At 54.3% G+C, this 23,014-nt stretch carries 27 protein-coding genes; 8 read left to right on the forward strand and 19 right to left on the reverse strand.

The annotated features are described in order from the left end of the window. From ACOQH0_RS05435 to ACOQH0_RS05470, 8 genes are all read right to left on the reverse strand, one after another. Positions 1 to 459, reverse strand: coding sequence for a phage protein (locus ACOQH0_RS05435; RefSeq protein WP_095907443.1), 459 nt, complete (start codon positions 457 to 459; stop codon positions 1 to 3). Next, positions 456 to 1,610, reverse strand: coding sequence for a DUF2586 domain-containing protein (locus ACOQH0_RS05440; protein ID WP_421511701.1), 1,155 nt, complete (start codon positions 1,608 to 1,610; stop codon positions 456 to 458). Before ACOQH0_RS05440 ends, ACOQH0_RS05435 begins: the two co-directional genes overlap by 4 nt. Positions 1,611 to 1,612: 2 nt before the next feature. After that, entirely contained in the window at positions 1,613 to 2,311 is a 699-nt protein-coding gene (locus ACOQH0_RS05445; RefSeq protein WP_147720029.1) for a hypothetical protein, read from the reverse strand. After that, on the reverse strand, positions 2,305 to 2,781 hold the full coding sequence (locus tag ACOQH0_RS05450; protein WP_421511702.1) for a phage tail protein: 477 nt from the start codon (positions 2,779 to 2,781) through the stop codon (positions 2,305 to 2,307). Before ACOQH0_RS05450 ends, ACOQH0_RS05445 begins: the two co-directional genes overlap by 7 nt. Beyond that, complete coding sequence (locus ACOQH0_RS05455) at positions 2,778 to 3,251, reverse strand: head completion/stabilization protein (protein WP_421511703.1); 474 nt, start codon at positions 3,249 to 3,251, stop codon at positions 2,778 to 2,780. Before ACOQH0_RS05455 ends, ACOQH0_RS05450 begins: the two co-directional genes overlap by 4 nt. Before the next feature lie 103 nt (positions 3,252 to 3,354). Continuing rightward, positions 3,355 to 4,059 carry a phage terminase small subunit gene (gpM, locus tag ACOQH0_RS05460; RefSeq protein WP_421511704.1) on the reverse strand — a complete coding sequence of 235 codons (705 nt, stop codon included), beginning with the start codon at positions 4,057 to 4,059 and terminating at the stop codon, positions 3,355 to 3,357. A 2-nt stretch (positions 4,060 to 4,061) separates the two neighbouring features. Beyond that, entirely contained in the window at positions 4,062 to 5,105 is a 1,044-nt protein-coding gene (locus ACOQH0_RS05465) for a phage major capsid protein, P2 family (protein ID WP_368279506.1), read from the reverse strand. 24 nt (positions 5,106 to 5,129) lie between these two features. Continuing rightward, a complete protein-coding gene (locus ACOQH0_RS05470; RefSeq protein ID WP_421511705.1) occupies positions 5,130 to 6,191 on the reverse strand; it encodes a GPO family capsid scaffolding protein in 1,062 nt (353 codons plus the stop codon). Positions 6,192 to 6,365: 174 nt separating this feature from the next. On the opposite strand from ACOQH0_RS05470, the gene ACOQH0_RS05475 reads away from it, so the two are divergent. The 3 genes from ACOQH0_RS05475 to ACOQH0_RS05485 are packed head-to-tail and all read left to right on the forward strand — an operon-like array spanning position 6,366 to position 9,567. Beyond that, the gene (locus ACOQH0_RS05475) at positions 6,366 to 8,183 is read left to right on the forward strand and encodes a terminase large subunit domain-containing protein (RefSeq protein ID WP_421511706.1); all 1,818 of its coding nucleotides are present in this window, start codon (positions 6,366 to 6,368) and stop codon (positions 8,181 to 8,183) included. Continuing rightward, complete coding sequence (locus ACOQH0_RS05480; RefSeq protein ID WP_421511707.1) at positions 8,180 to 9,244, forward strand: phage portal protein; 1,065 nt, start codon at positions 8,180 to 8,182, stop codon at positions 9,242 to 9,244. Before ACOQH0_RS05475 ends, ACOQH0_RS05480 begins: the two co-directional genes overlap by 4 nt. A gap of 56 nt (positions 9,245 to 9,300) precedes the next feature. Then, positions 9,301 to 9,567, forward strand: coding sequence for an ogr/Delta-like zinc finger family protein (locus tag ACOQH0_RS05485; RefSeq protein WP_421511708.1), 267 nt, complete (start codon positions 9,301 to 9,303; stop codon positions 9,565 to 9,567). A gap of 28 nt (positions 9,568 to 9,595) precedes the next feature. On the opposite strand, the gene ACOQH0_RS05490 is transcribed toward ACOQH0_RS05485, so the two are convergent. The 7 genes from ACOQH0_RS05490 to ACOQH0_RS05520 all read right to left on the reverse strand — a co-directional run bounded on the left by ACOQH0_RS05490 (position 9,596) and on the right by ACOQH0_RS05520 (position 16,222). Then, on the reverse strand, positions 9,596 to 10,315 hold the full coding sequence (locus ACOQH0_RS05490) for a DNA adenine methylase (protein WP_421511709.1): 720 nt from the start codon (positions 10,313 to 10,315) through the stop codon (positions 9,596 to 9,598). A 174-nt stretch (positions 10,316 to 10,489) separates the two neighbouring features. Next, positions 10,490 to 13,144, reverse strand: coding sequence for a replication endonuclease (locus ACOQH0_RS05495; protein WP_421511710.1), 2,655 nt, complete (start codon positions 13,142 to 13,144; stop codon positions 10,490 to 10,492). Further along, a complete protein-coding gene (locus ACOQH0_RS05500; RefSeq protein ID WP_421511711.1) occupies positions 13,137 to 14,057 on the reverse strand; it encodes a DNA cytosine methyltransferase in 921 nt (306 codons plus the stop codon). The genes ACOQH0_RS05495 and ACOQH0_RS05500 overlap by 8 nt, the downstream gene beginning before the upstream one ends. Then, positions 14,057 to 15,040, reverse strand: a complete 984-nt coding sequence (locus ACOQH0_RS05505; RefSeq protein ID WP_421511712.1) for a DNA adenine methylase — start codon at positions 15,038 to 15,040, stop codon at positions 14,057 to 14,059. Before ACOQH0_RS05505 ends, ACOQH0_RS05500 begins: the two co-directional genes overlap by 1 nt. A gap of 69 nt (positions 15,041 to 15,109) precedes the next feature. Next, entirely contained in the window at positions 15,110 to 15,493 is a 384-nt protein-coding gene (locus ACOQH0_RS05510; RefSeq protein WP_176686562.1) for a hypothetical protein, read from the reverse strand. A 22-nt stretch (positions 15,494 to 15,515) separates the two neighbouring features. Further along, positions 15,516 to 15,737: a phage filamentation protein Fil family protein gene (locus ACOQH0_RS05515; protein ID WP_058672424.1), complete on the reverse strand. Its 222-nt coding sequence runs from the start codon at positions 15,735 to 15,737 to the stop codon at positions 15,516 to 15,518. A 17-nt stretch (positions 15,738 to 15,754) separates the two neighbouring features. Then, complete coding sequence (locus ACOQH0_RS05520) at positions 15,755 to 16,222, reverse strand: hypothetical protein (RefSeq protein WP_243452368.1); 468 nt, start codon at positions 16,220 to 16,222, stop codon at positions 15,755 to 15,757. A gap of 123 nt (positions 16,223 to 16,345) precedes the next feature. Between ACOQH0_RS05520 and ACOQH0_RS05525 the strand changes: the two genes are divergently transcribed. The 3 genes from ACOQH0_RS05525 (at position 16,346) to cueR (ending at position 18,234) form a co-directional block, all read left to right on the forward strand. Continuing rightward, positions 16,346 to 16,645, forward strand: coding sequence for a helix-turn-helix transcriptional regulator (locus tag ACOQH0_RS05525; protein ID WP_095907468.1), 300 nt, complete (start codon positions 16,346 to 16,348; stop codon positions 16,643 to 16,645). Between the two features lie 69 nt (positions 16,646 to 16,714). Continuing rightward, on the forward strand, positions 16,715 to 17,737 hold the full coding sequence (locus ACOQH0_RS05530) for a phage integrase (RefSeq protein WP_095907469.1): 1,023 nt from the start codon (positions 16,715 to 16,717) through the stop codon (positions 17,735 to 17,737). 86 nt (positions 17,738 to 17,823) lie between these two features. Next, on the forward strand, positions 17,824 to 18,234 hold the full coding sequence (gene cueR, locus ACOQH0_RS05535; RefSeq protein ID WP_010428217.1) for a Cu(I)-responsive transcriptional regulator: 411 nt from the start codon (positions 17,824 to 17,826) through the stop codon (positions 18,232 to 18,234). On the opposite strand, the gene ACOQH0_RS05540 is transcribed toward cueR, so the two are convergent. From ACOQH0_RS05540 to ACOQH0_RS05550, 3 genes are read right to left on the reverse strand one after another with little or no spacing between them, the layout of a single operon-like run. Then, positions 18,231 to 18,683, reverse strand: a complete 453-nt coding sequence (locus tag ACOQH0_RS05540; protein ID WP_042715721.1) for an NfeD family protein — start codon at positions 18,681 to 18,683, stop codon at positions 18,231 to 18,233. The two genes, cueR and ACOQH0_RS05540, sit on opposite strands and share 4 nt — an antisense overlap. Continuing rightward, positions 18,680 to 19,594, reverse strand: a complete 915-nt coding sequence (locus ACOQH0_RS05545) for an SPFH domain-containing protein (RefSeq protein ID WP_042715719.1) — start codon at positions 19,592 to 19,594, stop codon at positions 18,680 to 18,682. Before ACOQH0_RS05545 ends, ACOQH0_RS05540 begins: the two co-directional genes overlap by 4 nt. A gap of 42 nt (positions 19,595 to 19,636) precedes the next feature. Continuing rightward, positions 19,637 to 20,488, reverse strand: a complete 852-nt coding sequence (locus ACOQH0_RS05550; protein WP_421511713.1) for a hypothetical protein — start codon at positions 20,486 to 20,488, stop codon at positions 19,637 to 19,639. A gap of 142 nt (positions 20,489 to 20,630) precedes the next feature. Here ACOQH0_RS05550 and fetA point away from each other — a divergent pair, with 142 nt between their 5' ends. Together fetA and fetB are read left to right on the forward strand one after the other, a co-directional pair. Beyond that, positions 20,631 to 21,302 (forward strand): iron efflux ABC transporter ATP-binding subunit FetA, encoded by a 672-nt coding sequence (fetA, locus tag ACOQH0_RS05555; RefSeq protein WP_421511714.1) that lies wholly within the window; start codon positions 20,631 to 20,633, stop codon positions 21,300 to 21,302. Then, positions 21,295 to 22,077 (forward strand): iron efflux ABC transporter permease subunit FetB, encoded by a 783-nt coding sequence (gene fetB, locus ACOQH0_RS05560; protein ID WP_010428226.1) that lies wholly within the window; start codon positions 21,295 to 21,297, stop codon positions 22,075 to 22,077. Before fetA ends, fetB begins: the two co-directional genes overlap by 8 nt. 51 nt (positions 22,078 to 22,128) lie before the next feature. Here fetB and ACOQH0_RS05565 read toward each other — a convergent pair whose 3' ends face one another. Continuing rightward, entirely contained in the window at positions 22,129 to 22,983 is an 855-nt protein-coding gene (locus ACOQH0_RS05565) for a co-chaperone YbbN (RefSeq protein WP_010428228.1), read from the reverse strand. Between the last annotated feature and the right edge of the window lie 31 nt (positions 22,984 to 23,014).

Consider the following 23,014-nt stretch of genomic DNA (forward strand, 5'->3'; position numbering starts at 1 on the left):
TTAACCTTTCAGATCGCGAGTGTCGCGGGCTGAAAGGTAAGGCACGCCGTCAATCGCTACAAAATCGGGGCTGGTCACCATGAATTTAATTTTCTTCGTGGTCTTGCTGGCCTCGTTGGGGTTGATGTTCACGATGTCAGACAGCGCAGGCACGCAGCCGAACACCTCGATTTTTTCTTCGTCGTCTCCGGCGTTGGCGTAGAACAAAAAGTCCTTTGCCGGGATGCCGCGCCACGAACCGGCAGATCGGGCCACAGCGGTAAACTTTTTAAAGTTCTGGGAATCGACTTCGATTTCCACATCCGCCGACACCGACCCCTTTGTGTGGCCGTTCGGAACGCCACGCGTTTGCGCCACTGCGCTGTTATCCGTAATGGTGACGGTTGCGTTTTCGACGTGAATCATGACGCCGTCATAGTTCACATCGAACGATCCGCCGCTAATGCGTTCTCCGCTCATGCCTGATTCTCCAGTGATGTATCCAGTTCGATGCTGACGCCGATTTCTTTCGCGCTCTCATACGGCCGAACAACAATAAAAATTTGCACCGCAACGCTACTGGTCCAGGTGATAGTGATGTCGCCCTCTTTTGGCGGTTTCACTTCTCCGGGGAATTCGACCCCGTTGATCTGCGTGGCAATCGACATTTCACGCAGCGGCTTGCCGAAATAGGTTTCATGCGCCGCAATACTGCCCGGCGTGCTGTTCAGCGAGCGATCCGCAATCTTTGGAATGGCCCGCAAACGGATTCGTCGGGAAGCCTTATCCACGACGCGGACGTTTTCGATTACCTGATAATCGCCGCCCTCAACATCCAGCGTGCGACCGTCTGACCAGTAAATGCCGTCATAATCGTGATACCACATCGGCACGCTGTACCGGCTGACCTGAAGTGATTGCAGGACGGCCAGATCCAGCACTGCGCCGGTGCCATCTTTCGGCAATTCATCACTCCCCAGGGCAGTGACCGCCCCCGTTGCCACACGGGCCGGACTATCGGCCACCGTCACCGAACGGTTGCACAGGCGACCCGCCAGGACGCCGGGTTCGTTACCCCACAGACGCGGTGTAAGCTGTACGCCCGGTGATGCAATCCCATCCTGTAGTGTCGTCAGACGGCTTACATAATCCGCCCATGTCTCTGTCTCAGCCACTGCTGGCCCACCTACAGACAGGACAAACCAGACGAAACGACCAAATTTTGCCTGTAGCGTTGAACGCATTTCTGTTGCGCGGTTAATGGTGGCTTTTGATGGGGCATCAAATGCCAGGACCACCCCTTCCGTTGATGCCACGTTCTGGGCAGCCGTGACAGCGTTCATCCAGTCCACATCCGGCTCGTAGTCTGGGGCCTCCGTATCCGGCTCCGGCAGCACATGGACATAGGCAAACCAGTTCTGACCGGCGTTGTTGGCAGCAGCGGCCACAATCCGTTTTAACAGGCTGTCGCCGTCGCCCAGCGCCTTATCCAGATCGGTTCCGGTGTTGACCGGCTGGGTTTTGCCGGTGTTGGTGTCGCCATAACCCACAAACAGAACAACGCGTTCGATATCGTTCGTTGTGCCGTTGTAGCGGTTTTTCTGACTAACTGTGACTGTCGGCCAGGTCATTTTTACCCCCTGATATCCTGCGCGTTGACATCCCAGCCGAAGCCGATTGCCTGCATTTGCCGCGCAATGATTTGGTTAAATTCATCGTTACTGACTCCCAGAAAGACGCGCCCCGGAATGTCTATGGTCCATGTGCCCTTGGCTGGCGTGCCTTTAAGCTTTCGGATTAATAGCCCCGCCTGCGCCATGCTCATGGTTTCCATGATTTGTTTGCTGGACGGCTTCACCCAGCGTTTGCCCTTGCGGACTTTGTACCCCAGCGCCCGCAGACGCTTTGCCTGACGCGGTAATGCGGGCTGGTTTGCCTGCGGTTTGCGCGGGGCGGTGCTGGCTTTCATCTGGATCCGCGCACCGTCCTGCTGGACGGCACCGACCAGACCCGCCGCGACGGGCTTGTTTCCGTTGCGGTAGTTTCCGCCCTTGAGATAAACCCTGACGCCCTGAATTTCGGGCATTTCCCGCACGGCCAGCAGTCTGGGCAGACCCTTAAGCATTTTCCCTTTGCCGCGCTTACGCGGTGCCCACGGCGTGCCATCCGGGGCCGCCTGCTGGCGCTGGTGACGTTTGGCCGCTGTGATAATGCCCAGCTTTGCCACGCGCCATAAAAGACGCTGCCGCTTGCGCGGGGGAAGATCGGCCTGTGCCAGCTTTTCACGCATCAGCTTTAGCTGTTGCTGATTTAGCTCTCCACGGATCACGATGCATCACCGATATGGACAATGACTTCGGCTTCCTCTGCGACCCAGATTTCCGGGTTGACGATATCCCACGTTTTATCCCTGAACGGGATCGGGCCGTCTGCCACTTCACGGATGACCACCGGGTCAGCCAGTCCGACGACTACATCAAGGATGCACGTTCCCTCGTCGTCGAACTCCGGGTCCACGGTCGGATCGGCTAATTTCAGTTCGTCGCGCAGCTCGTTGGCATGCTCATCCACCCAGGCAAGCACCAGGGCATAAATCAGGCCAGGCGAATACTTGCGAAACGGAAAGTTGTCCCATGACAAGCGGGCGCTGTACGTCAGCACGCCGATCCGCCGCTGGCCGTTCCCCAGCGCTTTTGCACTGCGGACCAGTTCGCAATCATCCATTGAACTGGAAAACATCTGCATGGCATCGTGTGGCAGGTTTGCCGTGATAAACGCCGTCAGGCTTTCTAGTTGACTCATATCAAATGCACCCCTACGCGTGGCTGTTGCAGCATGTTGCGCATCACGTTGGCCGCTTCGGCCAGCAGGTTGGCGCGGGTGTCCAGGCTTTCCTGTCCCGGGTGTGACTCACGTCGTCCGATGGTGGCGAACTCGCCCAGCAAATCGGCTTTGGCGCGGGCGTATACCGCTTTTTTGTACTGGGCTGTTAACTGGGTTTCGCCTCCCAGCTTTGCGCCCGGCACGTCGGCTGCCCGTTCGCATCCTTTCCCGTTCCAGTAGGCCACCACGTCGGCCAGCGTCGTGTTGACCTCTGCAATTGCCGCCAGCAGGGCAACGCCTGCGGTATCTGGCGGCAGGTCAGCGGGCAGGGTGCGCGATACCTGAAATTCAGCCAGATCCAAATCAGGCCAGAATGTCACGCCGTTGGTGATAACGGTCGGCGTGACCGTTAACGGTTTGCCGCTGATACTGAAACTTGGGCCACTCATCGTTTACACCTTGTCTGCAAAAGAAACGGGCTAACGGGATCCATAGCCAACAACCCATAGGGTTGATGCCTCCCCCGCGCCCGTCCCGGCTCTGCGGGAGTCGTTATTGCTTGTTCAGGCTGTTAATACGGGCGCGGATCTTGTCGCGCATGGTCCTGACACCGGCGTTTTTGTTGTACGCGTGCGCCTGGGCCAGCAGGGCATCAGCCCGTTCAAGCGTTTCGACGTCATCCACGGCAGTGGCACGCGGCTGGCCTTTCTCGTCACGCAGCATGTAAAGCCCTGCGAACTTGAACCATTTTGCGTTTATGTCTTCGTGAAGACGCCACTTTTCACGGATGCTTTCGAAAGTGCGGCTGAAATATGGCTCAACGCTGTGACCGGCTTCCGCCTGGGTCTCTGCCCATTCCAGCACCGTATCAGCCACGAATGCGGGCATGGTGCTTTTGAAGTTCTCCGGCATCGACTGGTTTTCAGTGATAGCCACGTCGGCCCAGTCCAGCGCCTTACCCATTTCCCCCGTGTCGAACAACCAGATCACGCAGTAAACCAGGGCCGGATTTGCGAAGCGGGTCTCACCGGCAAGATAGGTCTCAACGGTCGGCATCCAGCGCGGCAACAACACATCGCGTTTAAACTCGATGCGATCTTCGGTACGCGGCAGGCTGCGGAGTTGCTCCACATCTTTTTCCAGTTCCAGCTTTTGCAGGTGGAAGCTAACCGGCGAGGACGCCAGGGCTTCGCGGTTATCCAGCGCCTTTGCAGTTTTGACGCGTGCGCGGTGTCGCTGACACGGGGACATAGCCATCTTTATTCACCCTCGCCCGGTGCTGGTTCTGGCGCTGGCTCATCTGTAGCCAGGGTGATTTTGTCGAACGCTGCATAAAGCTCGTCATGCTCGACAGCGTACCCTTCCATACGCAGATAGCTGTTTTCGAACTGTTTGCGGTCGTCGCTCCAGTCTGCCTTACGCTTGCGGGTTCCTGCCTGGGTGTAAATATGCAGGTTGCTCAGCGTGGTAATAATCAGGCGACCTTCCGGCATGAACGGCGGGGTATAAACCTGTTTACCGGCAATCTGACGATTCATCAGTTGCGCGGCAACTTTCTCAGTAGGGCGATCAACCATGTTCATCATGGTGGTGGCATCCTTACCGATCAGGTCACCCGAAATGAGGACGCACAGATTTGGATCGTTGCGATAATGCTCCAGGATGCACGTATGAAGCAGGTCGGTAACTGCCGCATCCAGCGAAACATAATCCGCACCGGCCCCGCCCAGCGTGACTTCATCGGTGATGATCTGACCCGGCGAGCGCGTTTTAACAATCTGGTGCCAGCCGATGTTGACGTCTTCACCGTTCGGGTTGGCTTCCGGGTCGGTGTTTTCTGCGGCGCTGATACCGTTGAACGCAACGCGCAGCATATCGAGTGCAAATTGCTCATTGCTGAACGCCTGGATCAACTGGAAGAATTCATCTTCACTGCCGGAATTCGCCCAGTTAGTCAGGGTGTTGTAATCCAGATAAGAGCCGGAATCAGTTTCGGCCAGCGCATAGGTATTGCCATCCACACCCAGAGGACGCTGGAAGCGACCGCCTTTTTTACGACCGGTATAAATACCTGGCTTACCGGTGCTGACCACCTGGCCGGTGGTTTGCTGCACGTCTCGCACGTTCACCAGGCGAAGGAATTCGGAGGATTCCAGAAGCGCCTGACGCAGCAGGGTTTCCTTCGGTGGGGTGATCGCAAAGAATTTCGATGTATCACGTACACCATAAGATTTCGCCAGTTCCGTCGTGAACTTATGCAAAAGTCCTTCGGCCTGGGGTGACAACTGTTGCGCGTTTTGCATGTACTTTTCCTTTCAAAGAGCGCTTTAAACTAATTCGCGTTTTTTCTGTTCGCCTGCGGGTGCACGGCTTGGGCGGCGGGTATTACCATCCTCACTCGCGGAAAGCTTCGTCAGCACCGTGGACAGTTGCGCAGAAAGATCAGACAACTGGTTATCAGCAGGCTGGCGACGTGCAGAGAATTCGCGGCGACGGCTGCGGCGCGGGCGTTTCGACGGGGTCACGTTGAACGCTTTCATTGCTTTTACCAGGTTGGCTTTTGCAACACTGAATTCCTCCGCTTTGACTTCGTCTTCCGGGTTCTCTGCCACTTCCTCTGCAAGGTCGGCCACTTCGGCCGCAGCGTCGGCAATGTCACCCGCAATCTCTGCCACTTCGTCGGCGGCCTGCTCTGGCGTGTCAACGTCGGTGGCATCACCGCTGGCAGCGTCTTTTCCGCTTTTAACTAAATCCAGCAATTGCTGAATGAGGGCTTTTAATTCTTCCATCTTTTGTTCCTCGCCCTCGTTGGGCTTGTCGGTGTTAGGTTCTGGTGTTGGCGTTAATTCTTTGCTGGCCGAAAATAACCGCGTCCAGAAAGAATCTTTTTTATCCGGCTTGCTCGTCTGCAATTTACCCAGACTGAACGTTTCCAGGCTTCCGCGTTCGCCGTCCTTTTCTTCTCCAGCGAGAATAAACTTAAGTCGCTCAGTCCCAAGGCTTGCCGGAATATCTGTTACCGCCAGTCCGAAAAGATAATCCCGTCCGCTACCGCCGAAGTCAGGAATAAACTCAGCAGACGTAAATAACTTTTGCTCCATTCGGTTGGCATCAATAAGAAACTGATTAGGGATTAACTGGGCATATAATTTAGTGACATCACCTTCCGTCTCCACTTTCAGTGCATCCACAGTACCCAGATTGCATGTAAATTCACGCTCCCCGATATCGTGCTGAGGATGATGCGGCCAAATCATGGCTGTGTAGGTTTTGGGGGTGTATGTTTCTGCCGCGTCAATTAACCATTGTGGCTCAATGATGCGTCCGTCCACGGCCTTGCCGGATGTGGCAATACATAGCCAATCAGTTCGGTAACTGGGTTGTGGCATAACTGACCTTCGATAATAGGTTAATTAAATGATTCTTCTGTGGTGGTCAGTATTGCCAATTAAATAAAACAGCGCGACCGCTTTATTTCTTATGCATTCGGTTATGAAAGGTTAACCACCTTCTGCCGATATTTAATTATCAATCTGGTCAAATAATCCCGTCATAATAGCCTCATGGCTAAATATTCCGATGAATTAAAAGAAGCGGCCCGCACGCTATACATTAAAAGCTGGTCGCCGAAAGATATTGCGCAGGAATTGAATATTCCACCACGCACCATTTACCACTGGGCTGAAGTCGGCGAGTGGGCATCACTGCTGCCCGTCGAATCAGTGGAAAACGTCATCGCCCGCCGCATCGACCAGCTTTCCCGCCGTGAGAAAAAAACGGCGCTGGAACTGGAAGAACTCCGCGATCTGATTGCCCATCACGTCAAGCTCATGGCGCAGCGCAACAAGCACGCCGAAAAACTGGCCGAAATTCAGGCCAAAAAAGCATCCTATGACGGGGAGGGCTATTGTCTCAGCAGCGCAGGAGGGGAACCAGGGGAACGGGAAGGAAAGCGGCGGTATAAGAAAAACGACGTTTCCGGGCTGACGCCTGAAATGCTCGACACCTGGGCGCAGGAACATCTTTTCGAATATCAGCTACATTGCCGCGAGCACAAAGGCGAAGACTGGCGCTTTATCCTTAAAAGCCGCCAGGTCGGCATGACCTACTATTTTGCATGGGAAGCCTTTGAAGACGCTGTCATCAGCGGTGATAACCAGGTGTTTTTCTCCGCATCACGTGCTCAGTCGGAAATCTTCCGCGAATACATTGTCCAGATTGCGCAGAACCATTTCGGCATCACGCTGACCGGCAAAAATATCCGCCTCAGTAACGGCGCAATCCTGCGCTTTCTGTCCACGAACGCCAGCACCGCGCAGGGCTTTAACGGCCACCTGTACGGTGATGAAGTCTTCTGGATCCCGAAATTCACGCGCCTGCATGAAGTTGCCAGCGCAATGGCAACGCACAACAAATTCAGGACGACCTACTTTTCTACGCCCAGTGCCAAAACGCACCAGGCGTACCCGGTATGGACCGGCGACGAGTGGCGCGGTGATGATGCGAAGCGCAAAGGGATTGAGTTTCCCAAGGAAAGCACCATGCGCCAGGGCATCATCTGCCCGGATGGGATCTGGCGTTACATCATCACAATGGAAGACGCGATCAAAGGCGGCCTGGGTGCGCTCGTCAATATTGAACGCCTGCGCAATAAATACAACCCGACTGCGTTCGCCATGCTTTACATGTGCCAGTTCGTTGACAGTAAAGACGCGGTCTTCAAATTCTCGGCGCTGGTTGGCTGCGAAGTGGACCGCGCAACATGGGGGGATTATGACCCGACCGCCGCACGGCCCTTTGGTAACCGCGAAGTGTGGGCAGGTTTTGACCCGTCGCGCTCCGGTGACAACTCCACCTTTGTGATTGTCGCGCCCCCTATCCACGATGGCGAACGCTTCCGCGTCCTGGCCTGCTGGCAATGGCAGGGCTTCAACTTTAGCTGGCAGGCGGACCAGATACGGCAGCTTATGCGCCGTTTTAATATTACCTACATCGGGATCGACACAACCGGCATCGGGAAAGGGGTGTATGACCTGGTCAGCAAGTTTGCCCCACGCGAGGCGAACGCCATTCTTTACAGCGTCGAAAGTAAAAACCGCCTGGTAATGAAGATGATCGACGTCGTGGAACGTAAGCGCATTGAATGGGCGAAAGACGCCATAGACGAAACCAACAAAGAGCGCGTAGAAATCCCGGCGTCATTTATGGCTATCCGTCGCACCACGACTAACAGCGGCAACGCGCTGACGTTCGTCGCGGAACGCTCAGACGCAACCGGCCACGCGGACGTTTTCTTCGCTATCTCGCACGCCGTAATTAACGAACCTATCGATCACGAATTTGACCGCCCATCGACCTGGGCTTTTGGGAAAGCAGCATGACGACTAAAAAACAGCGGAAAGCGAAAAAATTCAGGGCTGCAACCGGCAGCAACGTTGAAACATTCACGCCCGGACGCGGCAGCGTAATAACCTTTGGTGAACCTGAACCCATACTCACAACCGGTACCGACTATCACAATATCTGGTATGACAATGAATATGACCACTGGCGACTCCCGATTGACCGTCTGGCGCTGGCTCAGTTGCCAAACCTCAACGGCCAGCATGGTGGCGTTTTGTATGCACGGCGCAACATGGTTGCCGGTGGCTATATCGGGGGCGGCCTGACGCCTGACCAGGTCGAACAAATGGTTTTTGATTATCTGCTGTTTGGCGACGTCGCTATCCTGAAAATTCGTAACGTTTTCGGGGAGGTGATCGACCTGCTGCCGCTGCCGTCGCTTTATCTCCGCTGCCGGAAAGACGGGACATTCGCCATTCTCCAGGAGGGGCCGGCGCTGATTTATGACCCGCAGGACATTGTCTTCTTTAAAATGTATGACCCGCGTCAGCAGGTCTATGGCCTGCCGGATTATATCGGCGGGATCCATTCCGTTTTACTTAACAGCGAAGCGACCATCTTCCGCCGCCGCTACTACAACAACGGTGCACACATGGGCTTTATTCTGTATACCAGCGACCCAAATTTAACGCTGGAAATGGAAAATGAAATCAAAGACAAAATTGCGCAGTCGAAAGGGCTGGGCAACTTCCGCAACATGTTTATCAACATCCCGAAAGGAGACCCGGACGGGGTTAAAATCCTGCCGGTGGGGGAAGTCAGCGCAAAGGATGAATTCCAGAACATCAAAGGGATCACCGCGCAGGATATCTTTACCGCTCACCGCTTCCCCGCAGGGCTGGCGGGCATCATCCCGACGAACGGCGCGGTAATGGGCAACCCTGAAACCGCCCGCACAACCTACCGGAAAGACGAAGTTATCCCGTTACAGCGTAAATTTATGAACGGGGTGAACAATGACCCGGAGATCCCGCCACGCTTACACCTGAATTTTGATGTTGAATTGCCGGTAATTACCACCGATAAGGGCGAAAAATGAGCATAATTAGTTTAAAATCATCCCCATTGTTAGCAATGGCGTGCGGGGTGGTGAACATGCGAGTTTTTAAGATTAAATGTCCTGAATGCGGCCAACCGGCCATCATTCGTAAATCAGACTGGAAAGATAAAAAACTGGCGGATTTATACTGCGCGTGCACCGAAGTTGAATGCGGCCACACGTTTGTTTTTAACGCCACGTTTTCTCACACGCTCAGCCCCAGCGGGCTGACCGGTAACAAGCTGGTCAAATTCCTGATTGACCGGCTCAAGCCAGAAGAACGCCAGTTCGCGCTGGACCTGCTCAACGGCCAGACCGCATAAAAGAAGCCCGCAATCATGCGGGCTTTTTTTATTCTACTTCACACAGAGCCGTCATGATCGCCAGTCTTTCAGCAGGTGGCAGGGCGGCAAACTTATCCCGCCAGCGGGCAACCTTTCGCTTTATCCTGGCTCTGTCGTTGTAATCTTTACCGGCAAAGGCGTGGGTGTATGCTTTACCCTCCGCAAAATTCATCCAGATTTTCTCTGTTCGAACCCCGCCGCGAGTCATTGCCTGAAACTCCCGGCTGCGCCAGTCCGGCAACATGCTGTCATACAGTTCTGAGGGGTAACCCGATAAAATAACGTTTACGTTTTCCGGCAACGTCTTAAGGCATTTCAGCAACCGGACATGGTCATCGACGGTATATTCGAACCTGTAACGGGCACGGCTGGTTCTGGTCGCTGGCAGGTATGGCGGATCGCAATAGATAAGCACGCGCCCCAGCTTTTCGAAGCCGTTCGAACCATTAAGGGCACCGGGACGCACCAGGCTTTCAAGAAAATGCACAGCATCACCGTGGAAGAAATCTAGGCGCGGTGGTGTCATGCCTTTATCTACCCAGCGCTGCAAGGTTTTCACCCTCGCCAGTTCGTCAAGATCGGCACCATAATTGCGCATGGCTGGCGGCTTGAAAAACATAACCGCGCCGCTGCCCAAGTGCGTTTCAATGTAAGTATCATGCGGCGGCATTTCCGCAATGATTTTTTGGTAGACGCCGCTGGCGGCCTTGCTTCCCAGATATGACATTTTAATCTCCTGGCAACACTGTCATTTTCAACCTGCAGCACTGTCATAAATGGCTCTGCCGTCCGGATCCGGACAGTCATCTATGGCAGTGCGGTACCCGCGGGCTCTTTGCCGCCCGCACCCGCAGAATCCCGCCGACCACCTCAACCAGTTGCGGCGGCCTGCGGGATTTACTTATCGTTTTGGTGGTTCACTCTCAGCGGCGGCCACCATCTTTCTGTATTCGCCGACTGGATCGAACCGCAACCGCGACACATCAACGCCGTGGTTATCCCTCAGCCGTTCCCACAATTTATTTACTGTGTCGGATTCGTCGTATTGCTGACGTGTGAGTATCTCGCCGTCCAAACTGGCGCGATAAACCTTCCCGTTTATTGCCAGTCTGCTGCCTTTCAGCAGTGAAATTGCCTGCGCTTCGGAAATATCCAGCGCATAAAGCGAGGCATCAGCCAGCAATCTGGCAACCGCTGGCGCAAGTGCGGCCCGTCTGGCGTTTTCTTCCGCTGATTTTGATTCGATTTTTTCCACCGCAGCACGCCAGGCAACATCAAGATCACTGCCTGGGTCATACGGTGACCCCGTTTTCACTCTCCTGACGGGCATTTCCCGTAACCGGCGAACCAGCTTGCGCCGCGTGGCTGCATCCATGTTTTCAAAATCGACCATTTCTTCCCCTGAATCGTCTGTCATTCCCTCCACGTCAGCTGGCACAGTCATTTCTGACCCTGCTGAATCACCGCCCAGGGGGGAAACATCGGTGTTTTTTTCGTCTTCCGTAGAGTTATTGACAGAACTCCAAGCGTCGCCGGTTGGCGACGGCAAAAGGTCAACCCCCAAACCGGGGCCACTTTTGGCCTCGGTGGCGGCTTTAGATTTGGCGCGGATTGTCCACTTAACCAGACGCGTGCAAATGCGGGAGGCATCGCCCAGGCGCGGCGACCAGACCCCGAAGACCTTTTCCGGGATCTCACAGTAAGCATTCATTTCATCGGCTGGCTGATAGGCGAGGCGGACGACATAGTTTTCACGCGGGATCAACACACCGCCCTGGCGCAATATGTATGTGGCGAAGCAACCCACATCGGCGGCGGCGCAGACCGCATCCATTGCGGGATCGGCCAGCATTGCCGCGCCACGTTTGAAGGTATTCGCAATTTTGCGCTGGCTGGTTAGCTGGTTGCTCAGTTTGCGCAGTTCGCGATAAACGGACACAGGCGGCTGGCCCAGCGGCTGAAACTGACGGATGCGGTGAAGCGATGCCCACGCCATTGCATATTTGGCCGTTTCATTCAGCGGCTTGCCTGTCTCGTCGTCCAGCTCACCGGCCAGCGCGTGGCCGTCGATATTTTTGGAAATATATTTCGCGATATAGGCCGTTGCTGACCCTTTGCGCGGGTCCATTTTTTTGGACTTGAAGCGAGCGCCGGTATTGCGGCCCAGTTCGGCGCGGTCTTCTTTGGTGAAGTATTCGCGCAATATTGCGACCGTGGCTTTTACTTCCGCCTGCGGCATGAATAACAGGGCGTGCCAGTGTGGCGTCCCGTCGTGGTGTGGCTCTGCGACACGGAAGCCATAGGGGCGTAAATCTTCACGCTTCAGTTTGGCGGTTGCGCGGTTCCAGACGCGGCATAAATACCGCTGCGCCTGGGCAACGGTGGTGTGATTCCACTTGCTGTTATGGTGACCGGATTCGACATTGCTGTGATATTTGGACGGGCAAGTGATGGTCAGGAAGATGCCCACATCGCCGCGCTGTTGTGCGACAAGCTCCACGCCAGCCATACGCGCCATTAGCTCATGGCGTCGGATCGCCGGATTGGATGTGGACTTGTTAATCATATCTTCAAGCGATGAAACGTTGCCGTCTTCGTCGACAAGCTCATGGCTTTTGAAAAATTCGCGGCTCTTACGGCGCTGTTCCTGCCATTCAATCAGACTTGAGGTGCTTACATAGGCGTGGGCCTTGCGGTGAACCGCGCCGATTGCACGCAACTGGTTTTCGCGCCAGTCGCAGCGAAGACGCCAGATTTTGCGCCCCCACCAGTCAGGCGAGCACATTTTTAGAATGGCAGTAAAGATCCGCTCACGTTCCCACGGCGCAGTCCAGGCAGGAGGCACAACGCGAAGGGCCAGCATTTCGCGGCCCAGGTGGCAATAAATCCAGTCCAGTTCCTCAACGCTCATGCCCTCGGCGGTCAGGCCCAAAGCGGCGCATTCGGTTTCAAGCATTTCCGCCAGGCGGTTGGCAATCTCATGCGCGGCGCTTAACGCTTCCCGTTTGGTGAAATCTGCCAGGCGTTGCCAGCGGCCATGCCAGTAGGCGGCCAGTTCGCTGTTGACGTCTGTCGCAACGCCTTGTTTGCTGCGCACGACATCAAGACGCAGTAATGATTTTTTCACGGTCCCCATAAGAAAATCATTAATGTGTCGGGCTTCACGGTTGGCGCGTAACCAGTCGATTTTTTTGCGCCAGACTTCGCGGATAAAAAACGGCTCAGACAACAAACGGGCCTCCACACCTTCCGGCGTGCTGGCCCATGCGGCTGCGGCGGCCTTTGCGGCGGCCATATCTTTTCTGACCATTTCTTGATGTACGGCAAACGGCAGGCCGTGCGGCTCGTATTTGTCCAGCGCATGGATCAGCGCTCCACGATTGCGAACCTCAGCCGGGTTATAACCGGCGCGTTTGATAAGCCGGTCGATATGCTTTTCAACGGCAGGGTGATGCGCCACCGCCCCGGCGAGCGGGGCGAGCTTTGCAGATTCAAAGGTAAACGCCCCGATAGCGGGGCGGGGCTTGTTCCAATCCCATGCGAAGACGTCAGACATCGGACGCCCCCATCATGTAAGCTTTTACGAACGCCGTTGCCGCTTCAGCGTTGACGGCGTTTCCGTAGGCGCGGATTTTTCCCACTCTTGCGGAATCCCCATCAACCAGCGGGATAAGTTCGGGTTCAACTGGCCGCCACTTTTCATCCCTGCAAAACAGCCAGTCAGCAGATCCCCAGAAGCCGTTAACCGGGCCGCATCCGCTATCTGGGCTACCACGTCCAGTGTGTCCGTGGATAATTTCCCGTTGCGCATCCTCCCGCCCTGATAACCCCCCTTGTGATCTCTTGCCGCTGGTGTCGGCCACCCCGCCAGACAGGCGAAGTCCTGCAAGTTCGACTGGCGACCAGCAAGTTTTCGTGCAATCACTTTCTCCGCGTCCTGGTAGGCATTTTTCGTATTGCTTGCGGTCGGCGTCGGCCACCCAGTAAGCCCTGTCCCGGATATGCGGTGCGCCGACGCTCGCAGACGGAAACGCGCACGCCCCGAAGGCATAACCCATTCCTTCCATGTCAGTTTGTACAAGGTCGATCCAGTCGTTTGCGTCAGCGCTCGCAGATTGCTCGCCAAAGATAACGAGAGGACGGCACTGCCCAGCCAGCCAATGCATGGCGGGCCATAAGTGCCGCTCGTCAGCAAACCCTTTTCCTTTGCCTGCCGCGCTGAAAGGCTGGCATGGGCAAGACCCCGTCCATACGGGGCGAGAGTCCGGCCAGCCAGCGCGGCGTAGGGCATAAGACCAAACACCAATCCCTGCGAAGAAATGGACTTGAGTAAATCCGCGTAAGTCGTTTGGTGTGACATCTTCAATGCTCCTTTCGTCAACAATGCCGGGGGCGATAAGACCGGCAGCAATAAGGTTGCGTAGCCATTGGGCCGCAAATGGATCTATTTCGTTGTAATAGGCCGCCATCAAAATGGCTCCACGTCGTAAGCCGCGGCCATATCATTCATTAGTTTTGCGGTGGCCGCGCCGCAGCATGGGCCGCAGTCTGGGCAGCGACCGCCACCGGCACGCCCGCAGCCGTCGCACACTTTGAGGACGCCGATCACCTCGCTGGCGGCCCCCCTGGTAATGGCGCTCGCGCTCACTGAACGGTTGACGCTGATTTCCTGGAAATTAAAAGCGCTGTAGATCTCACGGGTGACTGGGGTATCACTGTTTGACAGGATCACCGGCGAACCAGTCAGGCGGTTGGCAGCCAGCAGGGCCGCAGCTAACTGGCGGTGTTGTTTCTCACCAAACGGGGCGGTGTGGTACTGGGTAAAATTGGCTGTTTCGCTCGCTGGCAGGTACGGCGGATCGCAGTAGATAACGGCATCACTGCCAATCATGATTTTTAATGTGCTCTGGTAGTCGCAACAAACGAAAACGGCTTTCGTGTCGTTGGCCTTTTCAGAGAACAAGCGGATCTGTTCTTCGGGGAAGTAAGGCGGGGTTTTATGCTTACCAAAGGGAACGTTATATCCGCCCTGGCGGTTGTAGCGCACAACGCCGTTATAGCCGTGGCGATTCAGATAAAGGAATTGCGCAGCGCGAAGGATCTTGCCCGCGTCCGGGCCGTTTTCGAAAACTTCACGCGAAGAAAGATCATCTCTGGCACGGGCGTTGAAATCATCCCGGACCCACTGATAACCGTCTTTATCGCCATACACCTTAAACAACGGGCGGGCGGCGTTAATCACCGCATCCGGCCAGCGCGTTATCTGGCGGTAAAGGTTAATCAGGTCGGGATTGATATCACCCAGGATATAACGGCGATATTCAGTATTGAGGAAAACAGAAGCACCGCCGACGAACGGTTCAACCAGGCAATCCGCTTTAGGCAGAACGGGAAGCAGATCGGGAATTACGCGGCTTTTACCACCAGGCCATTTCACAAGCGAACGAATCATTTTACTTTCTCCAGGGTGCAAGAAGCCCGACGCGTTAGCGCCTGTTTCTTTTTTGTGGTCAGTTATTTGTTAATTGGTTGGTTTGTCTGGCTCTGGCGGCTTGTCACGTAAAGCCTGCATTTCAGCGCGGGGCGCGGCGTAGTCCTCAAATTCCCACGGCATCGACGCGGCGAACTCTGAAAGGCGCTTAATCCCCATCATCAGGCAGGTTTGTTCCGCTTCGGTCAGATCAGCAAAAGCTAAATTCAGGTGGCGGCGGGTCAGTTGTGGTAAACCGGCCACGCGGCTGGCCGCATCATTCGCCAGGATGAAAACCACTTTCTTGCGAGTTTCATCCAGGCGATTGAAGCGGGTTGCCGTATCGTTCACGCGGTTGGCGTTCAAACTGGCTTGCAGTCGGGCGCGTTGTTCCAGAAAACTGCGGCGTCCCGGTTGCTGTCCTGTTTTATCCATGAACATATCCACCTCACCAGAACTAAGCGAAGATGCCCATCAAGCGGGCGAACCAGCGGCGCTTATTGCGCGGGCGAGACATAAACGGCAAACGTGACTGTTTGATGAACTGCACGTCGGTTGCCTTTGGCTGGAAGAAGCGACCGTCCGGGGTTTCAATCCAGCCACGGGTGTGGGCGCGGTGTGTTACCTGCTGGCCTTTGGTTAACAGACTGGCGAATGAAGGGCATTGCGTCATATCCATGATGAACCTCGTTACCGTCAGCAGGCGCGTTGAAGTGAAAAAGAATTGCGGCGGGTGCGCTTAGGTGTTTGAAGCGTTTTCCCAGTTATCTGGCGATAGGTTTTCTTGTCGCGCATCAACCGATCAATGAAGTGCCTTTCTTCTGGTGTGATGAGGGCGCGGCAATGCGCAACAGCGGCCCAATACTCTTGCAGCATGATGAAACGCTTAGGACGTTTCGAACCTGGCATCCCTTCGCGATGAACTGGCAATTGTGCGCGGTCCATCAGGTTGCGAACGCTCTTTAACGTACGGCCAGTCAGATAAGCAAACTCGACCGGCGTAACGAAAATCTGTTTTTGCAGTTCTTCGGTATTCATATCCCGGATGCTTTCAGCCTGCGCGGTGGTCATTTTGCATGTGCGAGCAACGCGAGCGTTGTCTAGCGGGAATTGGCGTAAATGTTGAGATCCCGCCGTTAAATCAATTTCTCGTAATTGTGTCATTTGTTAGACTCCATATGTTGAGGTCATTTGAGGCTTAATGAGCACTTATCGGCTTCTGGTGGCACAGTGGGCAAATGTTGCCTGTGTGCTTAATTTTTATGATTGTGATGAGATCTTACCATTATGTCAATGACGCAAGGTGAAAAACTGGCGCTTATTCGCGACTCTGAACGGTTAACTAAAAGGCAAATGTCTGAATTAACAGGATTAAATTATTCAAGTTATGGGGGGTATGAACGGGATAGGACGAAAATGACGCTTGAAGCAGCAGTGAGTATCTTTGGACATCCCCGTTTTCATAAGTACCAAGACTGGTTTATGTATGATCGGATCGACCCAAACCGGGGCCAGATCGCACCGGCTCTCGCACACTATGGGCAAGAAATAACGCAATCAGACCCCTCCGGGAAACAGACTGGCTAACGATATATAAACATTACATTTTCACTATTTGTTACCAGGATAGTGAACTGACGATCGGAGGGTCTTCTTATGTCCGTTAAGAAACTCGAAGATGGTCGCTATGAAGTGGATGTAAGGCCGCGCGGGCGCGATGGAAAACGCATTCGGCGGAAGTTTGACAGAAAGGCAGATGCGCACGCATTTGAACGCAGTATCATCGCCAAATTTCAGAATCATGATTATCTGAATAAACCGGCAGATAAACGAAAACTAAGTGAATTTATCGCGCTTTGGTGGCAACTGATCGGGCGAAACAAAAACTATGCGAACCGCAGATTAAGTGCGGTTAACTGTATTTGCCAGGATATGGGCGACCCTATGCTGTACCAGCTTGATGCGCGATGCATTATTGATTACCGGGCATACCGGCTGGAGCAGGGGATCAAGGCTTCAACGATAAATCATGACCTTTTCGCCTTGAGTGGGGTTTTCAAGTCAATGGCGGAGATCGACGAGTTCCACGGAGAAAACCCCGTGACGTCGGTTGCAGCGTTGAAAGAACCCAAAACCGAAATGTCATACCTGACCCAGACAGAAGTTGATCGGCTCTTGTCGCTATGTTCCGGTGATTACTACCGCATTGCGATTTTACTGCTGGCTACCGGTGCGAGGTGGGGAGAGGCATACAATCTGAAAGCGGAAAATATTGTCGGTAACAGAGTTATGTTTACCCTGACAAAGAACGGTGAAAGGCGCGTTGTCCCGATATCGGATGATATCGCCAGGATTATCAAACACAGGGAATCAGGGCGACTTTTCCGGGTAAGTTACAAAACGTTCCGCTTGAGGATGAAAGAGGCAAAACCTAATTTGCCGGATGGACAGGCGGCCCATGCTTTGCGGCACACATTCGCGACGCACTTCATGATGAAGGGGGGCAACATCATTGCCTTACAGCGGATCTTAGGTCATGCGGATATTTCTCAAACGATGGTTTATGCGCACTTCGCACCAGATTATTTACTGGACGCTGTGAGCTATAATCCCCTCAGCGGAATGTCCACATTGTGTCCACACTCTGGAGGCAAAGCGGGGGATTTGAGGGTCAGTTAAGCATGTAAAATACTGATTCGGCGCAGTACCTTACAGGGCTGCGCCATTCAGAATCCCACCATCAAGGGGAAGGTCAAGGGGGAAATGTGAATATCAGTGACGTTGCGAAAAAAACCGGCTTAACCAGCAAAGCGATTCGCTTTTACGAAGAGAAAGGGCTGGTCACGCCGCCGCTGCGCAGTGAAAATGGCTACCGCAGCTACACGCAGCTGCATCTTGATGAACTGACGCTGCTGCGCCAGGCAAGACAGGTGGGGTTTAATCTGGAAGAGTGCGGCGAGCTGGTTAACCTGTTTAACGATCCGAAGCGCCACAGCGCCGATGTGAAAAAGCGCACGCTGGAAAAAGTGGCGGAGATTGAACGCCACATTGTAGAACTGCAGGCGATGCGCGAACAGCTTCTGGGGCTGGCGGACTCATGCCCGGGCGATGACAGCGCCGATTGCCCGATTATCGACAACCTTGCTGGCTGCTGTCACCGTAAGGCGCATGCTTAACAGGCTTTCACCCGCAGGGTAATGCCTTCCACCGCAATGACCTCGACCTGGGTACCGGCGCTGAGGTCATCGTCGGCCACCACCGGCCACGAGCTGTCGCCCACCCGCATGTGCCCGCGCCCGTTCACCAGTGCGCTGTCGAGCGTAAAACGCTTGCCGACAATCTGCTGCCCGCGCTGATTAAGGTGGGCGTCTGCCGGTTTCTGATCTTTCACCTGTCGGTTCAGCCAGCGCCACCACAGCCACGCGGCCACCAGCGTGAGCACTGCAAACAGTGCACCCTGCCACTCCCAGCCGACAGGCAGCAGCCAGACGACCAGCCCGGTAATGACTGCGGCAACGCCGCTCCAGAGCAGGTAGCCGTTGCCGCCCAGCATCTCCGCCGCCAGCAGTAAGCCACCGAGGCTTAGCCAGAAAGCATGAGGATGTGCAACGATCAGCTCAATCATTTTTTACGCTCGTTTCCACTGTCTTTGATCAGCTCGGCAATACCGGCAATCGACCCCATCAGGCTGCTGGCATCCAGCGGCATCATCACCACTTTACTGTTGTTCGCGGAGCCGATCTCTTTCAGCGCATCGGTATATTTTTGCGCGACGAAGTAGTTCACGGCCTGGATATCACCGGCGGCAATCGCCTCGGATACCATCTGCGTCGCACGGGCTTCCGCTTCTGCCGAACGTTCGCGCGCTTCCGCCTGTAAAAATGCGGACTGACGATCGCCCTCGGCTTTCAGGATCTGCGACTGTTTTTCCCCTTCCGCTTTGAGGATCTCGGCCTGACGCACCCCTTCGGCTTCCAGAATGTAGGCTCGCTTGGTTCGTTCGGCTTTCATCTGGGCGTTCATGGAGGCGATCAGTTCAGCCGGTGGGCGCACGTCGCGGATCTCAATACGGGTGACTTTGATCCCCCACGGATTCGTCGCTTCATCGACAATGTGCAGCAGGCGGGTATTGATGCTGTCGCGCTGGGAGAGCATTTCGTCCAGCTCCATGGAGCCGAGCACGGTACGGATGTTGGTCATCGTCAGGTTGACGATCGCCAGCTCCAGGTTGCTCACTTCATAGGCCGCTTTAGGCGCGTCAATCACCTGAATAAAGCAGACGGCATCAATGGTGACGTTGGCGTTGTCTTTAGAGATGATCTCCTGAGAAGGAATATCCAGCACCTGCTCCATCATGTTGATCTTACGACCAATGCGGTCCATGAAGGGAACAATCAGGCTTAGGCCCGGCTGCAGCGTGTTGGTATAGCGGCCGAAGCGCTCTACGGTCCACTGATAACCCTGAGGAACAATTTTGACGCCTGCGCCCACAATGACCAGCGCAACAAAAATAAGGACGGGAACAACGATGAGCATAAAACCTCCTGTTTTGAATGCTGTGATGAATAAACTGCGTGTTTATTGTTCGTAAGTATAGGTAAAGTCAGAAATGAAGCCATCACCCGCAGCGGCAATCGCTTTGGATAATCCCTGGTAGTAATTCGCCAGCCCAACCGTCTCTATCTGCTGAATGTGTTCGCGGATCGGGGCGCAGAATAAAACCGCATTTCCCGCTTCAACACGCTTGTTGTTTGGCGGGAGATCCCCGGTAATTGCTTTAAACCAGGTTCGGATACCTTGCTTTAAGTTATGTGGCGCTTTTGCCATGTTATCCATTCCGGTCAGAACCTGCAGGGTTGGGAACTCATCGGCCAGTACGGCGGTTTTCATCCGCGCAAAGAACTGGCTAAACAATTCAAACGATCCCAGGTCGGTCACGCGCGGTTTGGTGGTTTTGCCGTTTTTATTGCCAATTTTACCCGCCTTTGACGCTGCTGCCGTAACCGCATTCACTTTTTCCAGTTCCAGCCCGAATAACAAATTACAGTGTGCGCGGCGCTCTTTCAGCGGGTAGGACATCAGCACGTCAATAAACTGGGTTGCCTTTACATCAGCAAGATCGTGGTTAATAAGCCACTGGGTACGAGAAAATTCAGCGGGAGAGACGAACCAGCTCGGCACGTCGTTGAAGCGTTTCGACTTTCCCTTGCCATCAAATTCAAGGAAGTGGGTGCCATTGTCGAAGGCGAAATAGCAATTTTTGAAACTGCCTATCGTGGTATTCACGATGAGAGCCTTTTTAACAAAATCGACAACCTCTGCACCGATGACAAAACTTGTGAGTTCCGAAGATTTGATGACTTCCATTAATGTTTCGACATCGGGAACACCAGGCTTCAGGGAAGGGAACTCATAAAAGATATGTGTCATGCTGCTTACTTCCTGTAGTGATGGGGTGACAATTAGCGTGCGAAAAGTTTAACACTCGCCATAGATTAAGGCTATTCGCACTGTGCAGGTGAAAGGATTATGCTACAGGCAGTGATGACAAAAATCTGTTAACGGAAGCGAAATGAACGATCAAAAAAAACTTTTGCATATCAGGGATGTTGGGTTCGGCGTGGGGGGAAATACGATCCTTCGACATGTCGATTTTTGTCTTTCACCAGGCGAATTCAAACTGATCGCCGGTCCGTCAGGCTGTGGTAAAAGTACGTTGCTGAAAATAGTGGCTTCGCTGTTGAGCCCAACGGAGGGAGCAATACTTTTTGAAGGGAAGGATATTGCCACACTTTTACCAGAACGCTATCGCCAGCAAGTCTCTTATTGCGTGCAAACGCCAACGCTGTTTGGCGATACGGTTTACGATAACCTGATTTTCCCGTGGCAAATCCGCAGCAAAACCCCAGAGCCTGAAAAATTTATCGCCGATTTGGCGCAATTTGGGCTGCCGCAGGACACCCTGACGAAATCCATTAACACCTTGTCCGGCGGGGAAAAGCAGCGCGTGTCGCTGATCCGCAACCTGCAGTTTTTACCGAAAGTGTTATTGCTGGATGAAATTACCAGCGCGCTGGATGACGCGAACAAACGCAACGTCAACGACATTATTCATCGCTACGCCCGCGAGCAGAATATTGCCGTGCTGTGGGTAACGCATGATTCAAACGAAATAAGCCATGCGGATGATGTGATTACCCTTCAACCACAGGGCGGAAAAATGCAGGAGGCAGACCGTGGGTGAACATAATATTACCAATGAATCCCTGGCGTTCTCGATGGTGCTGGTATTGATTGCGATTGTGGTCAGTTACCGGGAAAAGCTAGGGCTGGAAAAAGACATTCTGTGGAGTATCTGCCGCGCGGTGATTCAGCTCATCATCGTTGGCTATGTGCTGAAGTACATTTTCAACGTCAACCATGCGGTACTGACCCTGCTGATGGTGCTGTTTATCTGCTTCAATGCCGCGTGGAATGCGCAAAAGCGCAGCAAGTATATCGATAAAGCGTTCGTCTCTTCGTTTATCGCCATCACGACCGGTACGGCGCTCACGCTGGCGGTTTTGGTGCTGTCGGGTTCCATTGAATTCACACCAATGCAGGTTATCCCGATTTCCGGGATGATCGCGGGGAACGCCATGGTCGCCGTGGGGCTGTGTTACAACAACCTCGGACAGCGTTTCAGCAGTGAACAGCAGCAGTTACAGGAGAAATTAAGCCTGGGGGCGACGCCTAAAGTAGCCTCGGCGCGGCTGATTCGTGAGAGCATTCGCTCATCGCTGATCCCAACGGTAGATTCAGCCAAAACCGTGGGGCTGGTGAGTCTGCCGGGGATGATGTCGGGGCTGATATTTGCGGGGATCGATCCGGTAAAAGCGATTAAGTATCAGATTATGGTGACCTTTATGCTGCTCTCTACGGCAAGCCTGTCGACCATTATTGCCTGCTATTTAACCTACCGGAAGTTTTACAACTCGCGTCACCAGCTGGTGGTGACGCAGTTGAAAAGGTCGGAATAAACCGTCTTTTAGTAGGCCCGGTAAGCGTTAGCGCCACCGGGCATTTTTTTGTTAGTAGAGCAACGCGTACAGCTGACGACGATACTTCGACGCCAGTGCGTCACCGGTGCCGAGCGCGGCCAGGATCTCCTGGAACATCTTACGCGCCTGACCGTCTGCGGCGGCCAGATCTTTTTGCAGATGGCTGAACAGCAGCTCCAGCGCCTCTTCGTTACGCCCCACCTGGTGCAGCTGCAGCGCCAGTTGGCTTGCCAGCGCGGCATCGGCCGGGTTGTCGGCAACCTGCTGCTGCAGCTGCTGAATTTCCGGGGTGTCCGCTGCCTGTTTCAGCAGTTCAATCTGCGCAACCAGTCCCTGATAGCGGGTGTCCTGATCCTGCATCGGGATAGTCTTCAGCACGGTTTCCGCGTCTTCTGAACGGTGCAGGGCAATCTGCGTTTCCGCCAGCAGCAGGCCGATCTGGCTGTTCTGATTCGACAGCTGCCACGCGTCTTTTAGCAGCGGCAGCGCCTCGTCGTATTTGCCTTCCTGCATCAGCGCCATGCCTTCCTGCGCTTTCAGCTCTTCTTCGCGCGGCAGCACTTTATCCAGCAGGGCGCGGATCGCCTCTTCCGGCTGCGGCCCCTGGAAGCCATCAACAGGCTGTCCATTCTGGAACAGATAGACGGTTGGAATGGCGCGCAGGCCAAACTGAGATGCCACCATCGGCTCGGCGTCACAGTCCAGCTTAGCGAGAATGAACTGACCATTGTATTGCGCGGCAAGGCTCTCCAGTACCGGCGTCAGCTGCAGACAGTGTTGGCTGCGTTCAGACCAGAAGTAGAACAGCACCGGTTTGGTCATCGACTGTTCCAGCGTCTGTTGCAGGTTTGCTTCAGTAATATTGACGATATTCTGTACGGACATGCGGCTTTCTCTTTTGTCGGTTTGTTCTTTA

This window comes from Enterobacter sp. JS8-1 (assembly GCF_049187015.1).
Taxonomy (GTDB): Bacteria; Pseudomonadota; Gammaproteobacteria; order Enterobacterales; family Enterobacteriaceae; genus Enterobacter; species Enterobacter mori.